23 protein-coding genes are annotated in these 12,939 nt (G+C 71.6%); 12 read left to right on the top strand and 11 right to left on the bottom strand.

Annotated elements, in window-relative coordinates; genetic code table 11:
* The 4 genes from F7Q99_RS42330 to F7Q99_RS39345 all read right to left on the bottom strand — a co-directional run.
* A partial coding sequence (locus F7Q99_RS42330) for a hypothetical protein (RefSeq protein ID WP_230211355.1) occupies positions 1-256 on the bottom strand: 256 nt, incomplete at its 3' end.
* A 28-nt stretch (positions 257-284) separates the two neighbouring features.
* Positions 285-1,481, bottom strand: coding sequence for a DUF927 domain-containing protein (locus F7Q99_RS39335; protein ID WP_153472161.1), 1,197 nt, complete (start codon positions 1,479-1,481; stop codon positions 285-287).
* A gap of 173 nt (positions 1,482-1,654) precedes the next feature.
* Positions 1,655-1,897 carry a pRL2-19 gene (locus tag F7Q99_RS39340; protein WP_326847577.1) on the bottom strand — a complete coding sequence of 81 codons (243 nt, stop codon included), beginning with the start codon at positions 1,895-1,897 and terminating at the stop codon, positions 1,655-1,657.
* Positions 1,894-2,187 (bottom strand): hypothetical protein, encoded by a 294-nt coding sequence (locus F7Q99_RS39345; RefSeq protein ID WP_153471999.1) that lies wholly within the window; start codon positions 2,185-2,187, stop codon positions 1,894-1,896. The genes F7Q99_RS39340 and F7Q99_RS39345 overlap by 4 nt, the downstream gene beginning before the upstream one ends.
* 163 nt (positions 2,188-2,350) lie before the next feature.
* On the opposite strand from F7Q99_RS39345, the gene F7Q99_RS39350 reads away from it, so the two are divergent.
* The 11 genes from F7Q99_RS39350 (at position 2,351) to F7Q99_RS42960 (ending at position 8,164) form a co-directional block, all read left to right on the top strand.
* Positions 2,351-2,506, top strand: a complete 156-nt coding sequence (locus F7Q99_RS39350; RefSeq protein ID WP_153472163.1) for a hypothetical protein — start codon at positions 2,351-2,353, stop codon at positions 2,504-2,506.
* Positions 2,503-2,718: a hypothetical protein gene (locus F7Q99_RS39355; protein WP_153471996.1), complete on the top strand. Its 216-nt coding sequence runs from the start codon at positions 2,503-2,505 to the stop codon at positions 2,716-2,718. The genes F7Q99_RS39350 and F7Q99_RS39355 overlap by 4 nt, the downstream gene beginning before the upstream one ends.
* A complete protein-coding gene (locus F7Q99_RS39360) occupies positions 2,708-3,136 on the top strand; it encodes a hypothetical protein (RefSeq protein ID WP_153472164.1) in 429 nt (142 codons plus the stop codon). Before F7Q99_RS39355 ends, F7Q99_RS39360 begins: the two co-directional genes overlap by 11 nt.
* Positions 3,133-3,393: a hypothetical protein gene (locus tag F7Q99_RS39365; protein ID WP_153472166.1), complete on the top strand. Its 261-nt coding sequence runs from the start codon at positions 3,133-3,135 to the stop codon at positions 3,391-3,393. Before F7Q99_RS39360 ends, F7Q99_RS39365 begins: the two co-directional genes overlap by 4 nt.
* Positions 3,378-4,190, top strand: coding sequence for a hypothetical protein (locus F7Q99_RS39370; RefSeq protein ID WP_153472168.1), 813 nt, complete (start codon positions 3,378-3,380; stop codon positions 4,188-4,190). The genes F7Q99_RS39365 and F7Q99_RS39370 overlap by 16 nt, the downstream gene beginning before the upstream one ends.
* 2 nt (positions 4,191-4,192) lie before the next feature.
* Positions 4,193-4,426, top strand: coding sequence for a hypothetical protein (locus F7Q99_RS39375; protein WP_153471987.1), 234 nt, complete (start codon positions 4,193-4,195; stop codon positions 4,424-4,426).
* A gap of 68 nt (positions 4,427-4,494) precedes the next feature.
* On the top strand, positions 4,495-4,674 hold the full coding sequence (locus F7Q99_RS39380; protein ID WP_153471984.1) for a hypothetical protein: 180 nt from the start codon (positions 4,495-4,497) through the stop codon (positions 4,672-4,674).
* Between the two features lie 19 nt (positions 4,675-4,693).
* Entirely contained in the window at positions 4,694-4,936 is a 243-nt protein-coding gene (locus F7Q99_RS39385) for a hypothetical protein (protein ID WP_153471981.1), read from the top strand.
* Between the two features lie 57 nt (positions 4,937-4,993).
* Positions 4,994-5,191 carry a KOW motif-containing protein gene (locus F7Q99_RS39390; RefSeq protein ID WP_153471978.1) on the top strand — a complete coding sequence of 66 codons (198 nt, stop codon included), beginning with the start codon at positions 4,994-4,996 and terminating at the stop codon, positions 5,189-5,191.
* A gap of 61 nt (positions 5,192-5,252) precedes the next feature.
* Positions 5,253-5,696, top strand: a complete 444-nt coding sequence (locus tag F7Q99_RS39395) for a hypothetical protein (protein ID WP_153471975.1) — start codon at positions 5,253-5,255, stop codon at positions 5,694-5,696.
* Positions 5,697-5,857: 161 nt separating this feature from the next.
* A complete protein-coding gene (locus F7Q99_RS42960; protein ID WP_153472170.1) occupies positions 5,858-8,164 on the top strand; it encodes a hypothetical protein in 2,307 nt (768 codons plus the stop codon).
* Here the strand turns inward: F7Q99_RS42960 and F7Q99_RS42965 are convergent.
* The 7 genes from F7Q99_RS42965 to F7Q99_RS39435 form a co-directional block, all read right to left on the bottom strand.
* Positions 8,064-10,307 carry a hypothetical protein gene (locus F7Q99_RS42965; protein WP_153472172.1) on the bottom strand — a complete coding sequence of 748 codons (2,244 nt, stop codon included), beginning with the start codon at positions 10,305-10,307 and terminating at the stop codon, positions 8,064-8,066. The genes F7Q99_RS42960 and F7Q99_RS42965 overlap by 101 nt on opposite strands.
* 161 nt (positions 10,308-10,468) lie before the next feature.
* Positions 10,469-10,912 (bottom strand): hypothetical protein, encoded by a 444-nt coding sequence (locus tag F7Q99_RS39410; protein ID WP_153471975.1) that lies wholly within the window; start codon positions 10,910-10,912, stop codon positions 10,469-10,471.
* Positions 10,913-10,973: 61 nt separating this feature from the next.
* Positions 10,974-11,171 (bottom strand): KOW motif-containing protein, encoded by a 198-nt coding sequence (locus tag F7Q99_RS39415; protein WP_153471978.1) that lies wholly within the window; start codon positions 11,169-11,171, stop codon positions 10,974-10,976.
* Between the two features lie 57 nt (positions 11,172-11,228).
* Positions 11,229-11,471, bottom strand: coding sequence for a hypothetical protein (locus tag F7Q99_RS39420; protein ID WP_153471981.1), 243 nt, complete (start codon positions 11,469-11,471; stop codon positions 11,229-11,231).
* A gap of 19 nt (positions 11,472-11,490) precedes the next feature.
* Complete coding sequence (locus F7Q99_RS39425) at positions 11,491-11,670, bottom strand: hypothetical protein (RefSeq protein WP_153471984.1); 180 nt, start codon at positions 11,668-11,670, stop codon at positions 11,491-11,493.
* A 68-nt stretch (positions 11,671-11,738) separates the two neighbouring features.
* The gene (locus F7Q99_RS39430) at positions 11,739-11,972 is read right to left on the bottom strand and encodes a hypothetical protein (RefSeq protein WP_153471987.1); all 234 of its coding nucleotides are present in this window, start codon (positions 11,970-11,972) and stop codon (positions 11,739-11,741) included.
* A 2-nt stretch (positions 11,973-11,974) separates the two neighbouring features.
* Positions 11,975-12,664, bottom strand: a complete 690-nt coding sequence (locus tag F7Q99_RS39435; protein WP_153472174.1) for a hypothetical protein — start codon at positions 12,662-12,664, stop codon at positions 11,975-11,977.
* Between the two features lie 83 nt (positions 12,665-12,747).
* Here F7Q99_RS39435 and F7Q99_RS42345 point away from each other — a divergent pair.
* On the top strand, positions 12,748-12,939 hold a 192-nt coding region (locus F7Q99_RS42345; RefSeq protein WP_230211356.1), incomplete at its 3' end, for a hypothetical protein.

Consider the following 12,939-nt stretch of genomic DNA (forward strand, 5'->3'; position numbering starts at 1 on the left):
TCCTCCATCTCCGGAACGCCGCAACGTCCAGGCGCATCGCGTCCAGCGCCCGCCACAGCAGCTCGCCCTCCGGCACGTTCGTCTCCGCCGCAGCCTCGATCGCCGCCTTCAGCCGCTCGGCGGCAGCGCGCTCGGCAGCCTCGCCCAGGCCGGCACGCCGATGGCCTCGCCAGGACGTGAGCGCCGACCACCCACGCCATGTGAATCTCGGCGATCGTGTCGGGATACCGCCGTGCGCGGCATGTACTTGGCGCACAGCTCCAGGTGCGCCCGCCGGGCCTCCTTCAGCTTCTCGGCGGTGAAGGCGCCAGCCTTGCGGGCCACTCCAGCGGCCACCCGCCGTGGTCCCTGGCCAGTCGCTTGAGTCGCTTGGAGACGTGCTCGGCGCCCTTGTGGTCGGCGCCGACCGCGTTGCCGTCCAGGTCCACCCACGCGTTCGGGAAGAACGGCGCCTTGATCTCCAGCAGGCGCGAGGCCAGGTCTTCGGTCTGCCCCTCGAACTTCAACGGCAGGTTGGAGCTGGACAGCAGGATCGACAGCCAGAAGCCGTCCATCTCCCGGATGCCGCCGTCGACCGTGCCGGTCGAGCGCAGGCAGCCCGCGCAGATCTGGGAGAACTCCGAGCTGGACTGCTGCGGGGTGCGCCCGCTGCTGCTGTGCTCGTCCAGGCACAGCGGCAGGTAGCCGCGCCCGCGCAGGTCCTGGGTGATGCCCTGCTTGCTGGCGTTCCACGTCATCAGCAGCCGCTGTCGGCGCGGCTTGATGTTCCCGAACAGGGCCGCGCAGACGAACATCATCGTGGACTTGCCCTGCTGGCCGGGCCCGTGGAGGTTCAGGATGTGCGCCAGCACGCCCAGGGAATCGAGCATCGGGCCGGAGAACATCGCGCCCATCACCAGCGCGGCCTTGGGGTCCACGACCGCGTACGCGCCGGTCTCCTCCCACGCGTCGCGGGCGGCCTTCTCGGACCCGCACAGGGTGCCGTAGCCGTAGAGCTGGGCGTCCGCCTCGGGAAGCACGAGGTCGCCCTCGTCGGTGTAGTACGTGCGGGCGGGGACCTCGGGGGCGTCCTCCGCCTGCATGCGCATGGCCTTGGCGAACGCGTGCTTCTCGTCCGGGCCGGTCGGCCGGCGGCTGCCGGTCTTCGACGCCCAGGTGCCCCGGTCGAGTTCGTCTTCCGTGATGATCCGGGGGCGACGCTGACGGCGGCCGACGACCAGGTACTCAGTGCGGATGTCTTCGCCGTCGTCGGTCAGGTGCGCGATCACGGAGGTGACCTTCGGCGCCTGCCCGACGTGCAGCAGCGGGGACCCAGGCCGGTGCTGGTGCAGGACCATCCGGTCGTTCAGGCGGTAGAACCACCCCAGCCGCATGCCGGGGATCTGGATACAGCCCGCCGGAACGCCGTCACGGTCGAGCTGGGAAACGGTGCCCTCGCCCTGCTGGCGGGGGATCGGGGCCGACTTCTTTCGGGTGGGCAAGGTACGCCCTCTCCCGGTGCCATGGTGTGTCGGGACGCGTGGTCACCTACACTCGACACCGTCTAGGGCCCGCCTTCCGGATTACGACCCCTCTCCTGGTTACGGCACCAAGTGAGGGTCCGGGGGGCGGGTTTCGTCTTGTGTGGGGTCAATCGCCGTTCGTGGGGCTGAGGTTACTCCCCGTTGCGGAACTGGAGTCCTGCACCCTCTCCGTGCGGCCGGGGAACGACGGACAGGCGAACCTGCCCATCCTCCAAGATCCCCAGCTCAACGGCGTGGAACGTGCCGTCCGGCGTGCCGAGGGCATCGACCGAGAGGGCGTCGGCGGGCATGTCGAAGCTGCCGCCGAGGTGCATCAAGAGGCCGATCAGCATCGCGTGCGACATGTCGGCGGGCTGGGGCAGGCGGTCGGTCACGAGGTCTCCCGCTTCCGGCTGGTAGTGGCCTTCTTCGTGGCGGTCTTCTTCGCCGCCCTGGGGCGGACCTGGATGCCCGCCTCGTCCAGCCACTCGTACCAGAGCGTGGTGGAGACTCCCGCCAGCTCTCGTACGCGGTTGCGCCCCGCGCCAGCCTGTACGGCCTTCACGGCGGCGGGCTTGATGCGGGTCAGCAACTCGTCCGCCTGCCGTAGCAGTTCGCCCCTGTCGTGACCCAGCTTTGCTACCTCTGCGAGTGCGGCAGCTTGTGCTACCTCCGGAATGTCCATGCGGGGATCATACCGTCATGACTCGCTACGCAACACACTTGTGCGCTGCGAAATAACGTGTCATGGTGGAGCCGTTCCCAAACGGGAGCGGCCCCGAGCCGGTGCGGCAAACACCTGCTCAGGGCCTTGACCACCCCCTGAGACGACAGGAGGGCGATCCGTGATGGATCGTACCCAGGGGCCCGGCACGTCCGTGCCCGCCCCCGCCCCGAACCCGTCCCCGGCGCCCGAGCCGACCCCGGCCCCGGCCCCCGAGCCGGTCGTCCTGGAGCGCGGCTCCGGCATCAGCGTCATCTGGCCCCAGGACGGTGCCCGATGAGCGACGACCGCGACTTCGCCGCCCAGATGCTCCGGCGCGGTCTCCAGCTCGCGGAGCGGGCCGACGCGACGCTGTCCAACGCCGCCAGCGGCATGGGGCACACCAACGAGGGGCGGGCCGCGCTGGTCGCCCTCGGGGCCGCCCAGGCCCAGCTGGCCCAGACCTTCACCCAGCTCGCCCAGGCCGCCGCGATCGTCGGGGGTGCCCGATGAGCTACGCCGGTGGCACGCCCGTCCAGAAGCCCGCCCCCAGCCGAAGGCCCCGAAGGCCGGCCTCGTCTGGCGGGCCCTCACCCCGCAGCGCTTGGCCGTCCTGGTGGCCGCGCTGTTCGCCGCCGCCGCCGCTGGTGCGGCCGGTGCCTTCATGGCCCACTTCGACGCGCCGTTCTGGGCGGAGCTGGTCGTGGCCGAGCTGGTGGCGGTCGGCATGCTGCTCGGCTCCTTCGAGCTGCTGGCCGGTTGGCTGCGGCGGGCCGAGGAGAGCGCGCTGTTCGCCATCCAGGAGAAGGCCGCCGCCGCCCACTGGGCCGGTACCTGCGGCTGCACCTCCACCGCCGTGATGCTCGCCGACTGCGACCGCTGGAACGAGGCGCTGGTGCTGGCCGTGGAGTTCGAGGACGGTGCCCGATGAACACCTCTCTGCGACGCACGGCGGGCCGGGCCTGGCTCGCGGCTCCGGCTCTGGCGGTGACCGTCGTCTCGGCGGTGCTGACCGTCGCCGTGGTGGCCCTGTGGCTCAACGGCGTGATGCCGCTCGCCCTGGCGCTGGTGATCGGCCTGGGTTACGACGGCGCCTGGCTCGCCGCCCTCTCCTACGAACGCCGGTTGGCGGGCAGGGCGACCACAACGCCAAGGTCACCGCGCTGGGCTGGATGTTCGGGGCGCTGACGACCGGGATGCTGGTCGTCCACGCGCTGACCAGCCCTCACACCGCCGGGTGGCTCGCGGTCGCCTGGCTCCCGCTCGCCGCCAAATCGCTCTGGTGGCTCCACGGCGTGTGGGAGTCGACGGAGATCAGCCCGAAGGCCAAGTCGGAGATCCGCCGGGTCCTCCAGGACTCCCGCGACAACGCGGCGATCTCCCGGGCGGTGCTCAACGCCCAGACCCACGGCGAGCGGACCCGCATGGACTCCCTGTCCCGGGCCGGAGCGGCCGTGGCGAAGGCCCAGTCGAAGGCCGCCGAGCGCCTCTCCGGCGCCTGGCAGGAGTTGGCGGAGGTCAACGGGCAGGAGGACCAGGCGCCGGTGTTGGAGCGGCTGGGCGCCCCGGCGGCGCCCGCCTGGGAGCTGCCGGTGTGGACGCCGGTCTCCGCGCTCCGCCCGACCGCTGTTCTCTCCGGCGGAGACCCGGCGGATATCCGCCCGCAGCCCGCTACCGCCCAGGTCAGCGCCACGCAGCCGTCCGGCGGTCCCCGCCCGGAGACCGAGCAGCTTCCGCTCCCGGCCAACCTCGTTGCCTCGGTGAGCGCCGGAGCCCCGGCGCCGAAGGCCGCGAGCGTGGCCTCCCTGGTCCGCCTCGCCGTGGCGGAGGTCGGCGACGACCCAAAAGCGGTGACGGCCTGGGTGAGCGCCAGGACGACGAAGCCGGTGCGGCCGGACACGGTCGCCCGGGAGATCCGCAGCACGAGGAACACCCCCACCAACACCAAGGCCGGCGGCTTCGGGTTCGCCGCCGGGAGGAGCTGACCATGGCCGAGCCGCGCTACTACACCACCGCCGAGAAGGCCAAGCTCGCCTGGCTGGTCGGCCGGGCCGCCGCCGGGGGCGACCGCGCCAAGATCGGCGCCAAGATCGACGAGATCCAGGCGGAGGCGGTGGCCCGCGAGGAGGCCGAGGACGCCGCCCGCGAGAAGGCCAAGCAGGACGCCCGGGAGGCGAAGGCGAAGGCCCAGGCCGAGCGCCGCGCGAACCGCTGGTTCTGATCGACCATCAGGGGCGGGCCCGAGGGGGCCCGCCCCGTACTACCCGAACCACCTCGAAGGAGAGCACCATGCGCAAGTCCGTGATCAAGACCACCCCGATCGGCCTGCGGGCGGGCGACACCCTCCGGGACACCGGGGCGGTCGTTGACCACATCGTGACCGGCGTCGCTGCTGGCCGGATCGACGTGGTGACCGACAGGGGCACCCGCCGTATGAGCTCCACCCACATCGTCAGCGTCATCCGCTAACCACCCCGAGGAGATCCCCATGGACACCACCACCCGCGAAGCGCTCGTGGCCTTCCAGCGGCTCCGTACCGCACTCGCCGTCGTCGCCCTGGACCCCGCGCGGCGGGCCCGTGCGACGGATTTCACGGCCCCGCTCCAGGTCCTGGCCGAGGAGGCCAACGCCAAGATGACCGCCGCCGGATTCCTGGACGCGTCCGGGCCGACCGTCACCACGCAGGAGATCGAGGCGCTGATCCGTCAGGCCGGGCTCACCGCCCTCTGACCAACCCCGGGGCGGGCCCGGCCGGGCCCGCCCCGCCCCACCAGAGAGGAGCACGACATGAGCAGCATCCAGGTAGGCGACGAGGTCGAGGTGACCTCGGGCCGGTACGCCGGTGGTCGGGGCCGGGTCGTCTGGGTCGGGCCGGAGGACGTCGAGATCCGGGGGCTGATCGGCTGGTTGGCCGAGGCGTTCTGTTCCCTGCCGCGCGTCCGCCCCGCCGACCTGCGCCGGATCGGCCCCGCCGACCGGGCCTGACCGACCACCCACCAGGGGAGGCCCACCGGCCGCCCCTCCCGCACGAAGGAGAGACCCCCTGATGAGTGAGACCCCGCGCCGAACGCTGCACCACTACCCGGCGTTCACCGCCCCCACAGCGGCCGAGGCCTACGCGGACGCCCCCGACCTGGACCAGGAGGCGGAGGTGCTGGCCCGGCTCTCCCAAGATCCGGAGCTGGACGGCTGCCGGGAGATCGCCCTCCGGGAGGCGGCATTGGCCGACCGGCGGTGGTGGCGGAGCCGGACCGAGCTGGACGGCCTACTCGCCGAGTCGGCGGCGTACGCGCTCCAGCAGCGCGACCGGCTTCACCCGGAGGACGTCCAGGGTCCGATCGGCCCGGACAGCATCGAGTGGGACGCCCCCGGTGGGACCCGGGCCTACGTCCGCCAGGAGTACTGGCACTGGCACAACGTCCCGCCGGGCTGCGGCCCGTGCCCGCCGGAGGACCCGTGCCCGTGGCACGCGGAGCACGGCACCCGCTGAACGGGTGACCGAGAAGAACCGAAATCCGTGGGCCATCTGTCGCAGGTGGCGCGCACACTGACAGATCACCTGCTGATCTCTGATCAACGAGGGGACGCCGGGCGGGGGTGACGCCCCGCCCGGCAGCAGGCTCCCCAAGGCAATGGAGAGGAGAGCACCACATGGCCATCCTGGCAGCCGCGAGAGGCGTCCACAGCGCCGTATCCGGCCTCGCTCAGGTGTCGCCCTCCGCGCACCCGTCCGGCCCCGCTACGGGCACCCCAGCGCCCGCCGGTAACGGCACCGGCAACGCCATCGCGGGCGCGATCTGGAGCGTCATCGAGTGGATCGGCAAGGTCACCCACCTGACCCCGCTCGGCGTGCTGCTGGCGCTCGGCGGGATCGGCTGGCTGATCAGCCAGATGCCGAAGCTGCCCAAGCGCACCGCCCAGCAGAAGGCGACCGACGAGGCGATCGGCAAGGCCGGAAAAGCCACCGCGGCTTGCCTCGGCCGGTTCCTCACCGGGCGCCCGATCAGCGCGAAGACCGCCGCCGCGAAGAAGGCCGGCGGAGCGTCGTTCTGGAACAACGCGCTGCCCGAGCCGGAGCCGCTGTCCGCGCCCCCGGCCGCGATGGGCGCCATCGCCCTGCCCGGCCCGGCGACCGGCCCCGACTTCCGCGAGGTCCTGGCCGACCGACTCACGGACTTCCAGGACTGGGTGGCCACCCTGCCGGTGCCCCGCCTCCTGGTGCAGCTCTCCGACGTCGGCACGATCGTGGCCTACTACCTGGCCGTGGCCGGGCGCTGGCTGGCCCGGGGCGTGCGCGGCGTGCTGATGCTGCCCGTCGCCCTGTGGCGCGGCGTGGCCTCCTACGGCCGGTGGGCGTACGTCTCCGTGCTGACCGTGCGCGCGGCCGTCCCGGGCGTGTGGGCCCTGTACGAGGTGGCCCCGGGCCGCACCCAGGCCGGCCTTTTGGTGGTCGGCCTGGGTGCCGTGGTCGGCGCGGCCACCGGCCCGGACGGTCAGGGGCACTGGCACGCTCCCCGCCCCTCCGACGACAAGGTGTACGGCCCGGCCCTGTGGGCGATGCTCAAGGCCGCCCTGCACCTGGCCCCGGAGGCGCAGAAGGAGGAGTGGCTGACCATCCCGGACCGCCTGGAGGACGAGGGCGCCCAGGTGATCCTTGCGCTCCCGGAGCACTTCCTCGGCAGCCCCAGGGAGCGCCAGGGCCTGGACGAGATCGTGAACACCCGCCTGCCCGGCGACTGGGTGAGCGAGTGGCGCCTCATGGCCGGTGGCCACCGCGCGGTGTGGACCGCCCGGCGGGCGGCGCGGGAGCTGGTCGGCGACGAGGCGACGTACGGGCCGGCCTTGTGGCCGATCCTGCGCGACCGCCTCGGCCTGGACGAGGAGGCCGACCTGATGGAGGACTGGCTGACCATCCCGGCCGACCTCTCCGACCGCGAATCCATCGTGCGCCTGGTGCTCCCGCTGCACTTCGTCGGCGGGGAGCTGGACCGCACGGACCTGACCACCCTGATCAACCTCAAGCTGCCCGGGGACTGGGTGGCGAAGTGGAGCATCAAGGCCGGGCAGCAGGACGGCGACCACTGGGTCGAGTGGACCCACCGACCCCCGGCGCCCCCCAAGCCCGCGTGCCCGGATTTCCTCGACTTCTACGACCCGCGCATCCAGGAGGCCATTTTCGGATGCGCGCCCGGAGAGGTCGTCATCGGCATGGACGCCTTCGGCGACATCGTGAAGAAGGTACTCGGCGGGGATACCGCGCACTGGGTGCTCTCAATTGGCACCGGAGGCGGTAAGTCCAACCTGATCCAGTTCATCATCGCGCAATTGGTGTACCAGGGTTGGACGGTCTTCGGCATCGACCCGAAGCGTAATTCGATCGCCTGCTACAGCGGGCTGCCCGGCTTCTACCTCCGCAACGATCCGTCGTCCGCCGGTGTCCGCGACATGCGCAAGATGTTCGGCTGGTTCAAGGAAATTGCCGAGGCGCGTCAATACGTCCAGCTCCGTGACCCGAACGTGAAGTTCCCCGGCATGGTATTCGTCCTGGAAGAGGCCGGAGAATTCTCCGACTTGTCGAAGTCGTGGTGGGACCGGAATAAGCCCAAGGGTGCCCGAGTCGGTGACCCGTTCTGGGCGGAACTCGCCTCCACCCTCCGTACCGCCCGGAGCGTCAACGGGCACGTCCTCGGGGTATTCCAGGATCTGCGCGACGACAAGACCGGCAACCAGGGTATTTCCGTCCTTTTCCCCGAGATCATCATGGGGAAGTACAAGGACAAGCAGTGGGAGCGCATTATCGGTGGGCGCATGATGGACATTGCCGGAAATGACCAGGCCGGGCGCATCCTGGTCAACGTCAACGGCGAACGCGTGTGGGTCCAGGTGCCCAGCTGCAACCCGCCCGAGGAGTCCCCGGCCGGTCATTTCCGGCAATGTCCATCATGCGCCCACCGATAATGCGCTCCCACTGCTTGTCCTTGTACTTCCCCATGATGATCTCGGGGAAAAGGACGGAAATACCCTGGTTGCCGGTCTTGTCGTCGCGCAGATCCTGGAATACCCCGAGGACGTGCCCGTTGACGCTCCGGGCGGTACGGAGGGTGGAGGCGAGTTCCGCCCAGAACGGGTCACCGACTCGGGCACCCTTGGGCTTATTCCGGTCCCACCACGACTTCGACAAGTCGGAGAATTCTCCGGCCTCTTCCAGGACGAATACCATGCCGGGGAACTTCACGTTCGGGTCACGGAGCTGGACGTATTGACGCGCCTCGGCAATTTCCTTGAACCAGCCGAACATCTTGCGCATGTCGCGGACACCGGCGGACGACGGATCGTTGCGGAGGTAGAAGCCGGGCAGCCCGCTGTAGCAGGCGATCGAATTACGCTTCGGGTCGATGCCGAAGACCGTCCAACCCTGGTACACCAATTGCGCGATGATGAACTGGATCAGGTTGGACTTACCGCCTCCGGTGCCAATTGAGAGCACCCAGTGCGCGGTATCCCCGCCGAGTACCTTCTTCACGATGTCGCCGAAGGCGTCCATGCCGATGACGACCTCTCCGGGCGCGCATCCGAAAATGGCCTCCTGGATGCGCGGGTCGTAGAAGTCGAGGAAATCCGGGCACGCGGGCTTGGGGGGCGCCGGGGGTCGGTGGGTCCACTCGACCCAGTGGTCGCCGTCCTGCTGCCCGGCCTTGATGCTCCACTTCGCCACCCAGTCCCCGGGCAGCTTGAGGTTGATCAGGGTGGTCAGGTCCGTGCGGTCCAGCTCCCCGCCGACGAAGTGCAGCGGGAGCACCAGGCGCACGATGGATTCGCGGTCGGAGAGGTCGGCCGGGATGGTCAGCCAGTCCTCCATCAGGTCGGCCTCCTCGTCCAGGCCGAGGCGGTCGCGCAGGATCGGCCACAAGGCCGGCCCGTACGTCGCCTCGTCGCCGACCAGCTCCCGCGCCGCCCGCCGGGCGGTCCACACCGCGCGGTGGCCACCGGCCATGAGGCGCCACTCGCTCACCCAGTCGCCGGGCAGGCGGGTGTTCACGATCTCGTCCAGGCCCTGGCGCTCCCTGGGGCTGCCGAGGAAGTGCTCCGGGAGCGCAAGGATCACCTGGGCGCCCTCGTCCTCCAGGCGGTCCGGGATGGTCAGCCACTCCTCCTTCTGCGCCTCCGGGGCCAGGTGCAGGGCGGCCTTGAGCATCGCCCACAGGGCCGGGCCGTACACCTTGTCGTCGGAGGGGCGGGGAGCGTGCCAGTGCCCCTGACCGTCCGGGCCGGTGGCCGCGCCGACCACGGCACCCAGGCCGACCACCAAAAGGCCGGCCTGGGTGCGGCCCGGGGCCACCTCGTACAGGGCCCACACGCCCGGGACGGCCGCGCGCACGGTCAGCACGGAGACGTACGCCCACCGGCCGTAGGAGGCCACGCCGCGCCACAGGGCGACGGGCAGCATCAGCACGCCGCGCACGCCCCGGGCCAGCCAGCGCCCGGCCACGGCCAGGTAGTAGGCCACGATCGTGCCGACGTCGGAGAGCTGCACCAGGAGGCGGGGCACCGGCAGGGTGGCCACCCAGTCCTGGAAGTCCGTGAGTCGGTCGGCCAGGACCTCGCGGAAGTCGGGGCCGGTCGCCGGGCCGGGCAGGGCGATGGCGCCCATCGCGGCCGGGGGCGCGGACAGCGGCTCCGGCTCGGGCAGCGCGTTGTTCCAGAACGACGCTCCGCCGGCCTTCTTCGCGGCGGCGGTCTTCGCGCTGATCGGGCGCCCGGTGAGGAACCGGCCGAGGCAAGCCGCGGTGGCTTTTCCGGCCTTGCCGATCGCCTCGTCGGTCGCCTTCTGCTGGGCGGTGCGCTTGGGCAGCTTCGGCATCTGGCTGATCAGCCAGCCGATCCCGCCGAGCGCCAGCAGCACGCCGAGCGGGGTCAGGTGGGTGACCTTGCCGATCCACTCGATGACGCTCCAGATCGCGCCCGCGATGGCGTTGCCGGTGCCGTTACCGGCGGGCGCTGGGGTGCCCGTAGCGGGGCCGGACGGGTGCGCGGAGGGCGACACCTGAGCGAGGCCGGATACGGCGCTGTGGACGCCTCTCGCGGCTGCCAGGATGGCCATGTGGTGCTCTCCTCTCCATTGCCTTGGGGAGCCTGCTGCCGGGCGGGGCGTCACCCCCGCCCGGCGTCCCCTCGTTGATCAGAGATCAGCAGGTGATCTGTCAGTGTGCGCGCCACCTGCGACAGATGGCCCACGGATTTCGGTTCTTCTCGGTCACCCGTTCAGCGGGTGCCGTGCTCCGCGTGCCACGGGCACGGGTCCTCCGGCGGGCACGGGCCGCAGCCCGGCGGGACGTTGTGCCAGTGCCAGTACTCCTGGCGGACGTAGGCCCGGGTCCCACCGGGGGCGTCCCACTCGATGCTGTCCGGGCCGATCGGACCCTGGACGTCCTCCGGGTGAAGCCGGTCGCGCTGCTGGAGCGCGTACGCCGCCGACTCGGCGAGTAGGCCGTCCAGCTCGGTCCGGCTCCGCCACCACCGCCGGTCGGCCAATGCCGCCTCCCGGAGGGCGATCTCCCGGCAGCCGTCCAGCTCCGGATCTTGGGAGAGCCGGGCCAGCACCTCCGCCTCCTGGTCCAGGTCGGGGGCGTCCGCGTAGGCCTCGGCCGCTGTGGGGGCGGTGAACGCCGGGTAGTGGTGCAGCGTTCGGCGCGGGGTCTCACTCATCAGGGGGTCTCTCCTTCGTGCGGGAGGGGCGGCCGGTGGGCCTCCCCTGGTGGGTGGTCGGTCAGGCCCGGTCGGCGGGGCCGATCCGGCGCAGGTCGGCGGGGCGGACGCGCGGCAGGGAACAGAACGCCTCGGCCAACCAGCCGATCAGCCCCCGGATCTCGACGTCCTCCGGCCCGACCCAGACGACCCGGCCCCGACCACCGGCGTACCGGCCCGAGGTCACCTCGACCTCGTCGCCTACCTGGATGCTGCTCATGTCGTGCTCCTCTCTGGTGGGGCGGGGCGGGCCCGGCCGGGCCCGCCCCGGGGTTGGTCAGAGGGCGGTGAGCCCGGCCTGACGGATCAGCGCCTCGATCTCCTGCGTGGTGACGGTCGGCCCGGACGCGTCCAGGAATCCGGCGGCGGTCATCTTGGCGTTGGCCTCCTCGGCCAGGACCTGGAGCGGGGCCGTGAAATCCGTCGCACGGGCCCGCCGCGCGGGGTCCAGGGCGACGACGGCGAGTGCGGTACGGAGCCGCTGGAAGGCCACGAGCGCTTCGCGGGTGGTGGTGTCCATGGGGATCTCCTCGGGGTGGTTAGCGGATGACGCTGACGATGTGGGTGGAGCTCATACGGCGGGTGCCCCTGTCGGTCACCACGTCGATCCGGCCAGCAGCGACGCCGGTCACGATGTGGTCAACGACCGCCCCGGTGTCCCGGAGGGTGTCGCCCGCCCGCAGGCCGATCGGGGTGGTCTTGATCACGGACTTGCGCATGGTGCTCTCCTTCGAGGTGGTTCGGGTAGTACGGGGCGGGCCCCCTCGGGCCCGCCCCTGATGGTCGATCAGAACCAGCGGTTCGCGCGGCGCTCGGCCTGGGCCTTCGCCTTCGCCTCCCGGGCGTCCTGCTTGGCCTTCTCGCGGGCGGCGTCCTCGGCCTCCTCGCGGGCCACCGCCTCCGCCTGGATCTCGTCGATCTTGGCGCCGATCTTGGCGCGGTCGCCCCCGGCGGCGGCCCGGCCGACCAGCCAGGCGAGCTTGGCCTTCTCGGCGGTGGTGTAGTAGCGCGGCTCGGCCATGGTCAGCTCCTCCCGGCGGCGAACCCGAAGCCGCCGGCCTTGGTGTTGGTGGGGGTGTTCCTCGTGCTGCGGATCTCCCGGGCGACCGTGTCCGGCCGCACCGGCTTCGTCGTCCTGGCGCTCACCCAGGCCGTCACCGCTTTTGGGTCGTCGCCGACCTCCGCCACGGCGAGGCGGACCAGGGAGGCCACGCTCGCGGCCTTCGGCGCCGGGGCTCCGGCGCTCACCGAGGCAACGAGGTTGGCCGGGAGCGGAAGCTGCTCGGTCTCCGGGCGGGGACCGCCGGACGGCTGCGTGGCGCTGACCTGGGCGGTAGCGGGCTGCGGGCGGATATCCGCCGGGTCTCCGCCGGAGAGAACAGCGGTCGGGCGGAGCGCGGAGACCGGCGTCCACACCGGCAGCTCCCAGGCGGGCGCCGCCGGGGCGCCCAGCCGCTCCAACACCGGCGCCTGGTCCTCCTGCCCGTTGACCTCCGCCAACTCCTGCCAGGCGCCGGAGAGGCGCTCGGCGGCCTTCGACTGGGCCTTCGCCACGGCCGCTCCGGCCCGGGACAGGGAGTCCATGCGGGTCCGCTCGCCGTGGGTCTGGGCGTTGAGCACCGCCCGGGAGATCGCCGCGTTGTCGCGGGAGTCCTGGAGGACCCGGCGGATCTCCGACTTGGCCTTCGGGCTGATCTCCGTCGACTCCCACACGCCGTGGAGCCACCAGAGCGATTTGGCGGCGAGCGGGAGCCAGGCGACCGCGAGCCACCCGCGGTGTGAGGGCTGGTCAGCGCGTGGACGACCAGCATCCCGGTCGTCAGCGCCCCGAACATCCAGCCCAGCGCGGTGACCTTGGCGTTGTGGTCGCCCTGCCCCGCCAACCGGCGTTCGTAGGAGAGGGCGGCGAGCCAGGCGCCGTCGTAACCCAGGCCGATCACCAGCGCCAGGGCGAGCGGCATCACGCCGTTGAGCCACAGGGCCACCAC

This window comes from Streptomyces kaniharaensis, assembly GCF_009569385.1.
Classification (GTDB): Bacteria; Actinomycetota; Actinomycetes; order Streptomycetales; family Streptomycetaceae; genus Kitasatospora; species Kitasatospora kaniharaensis.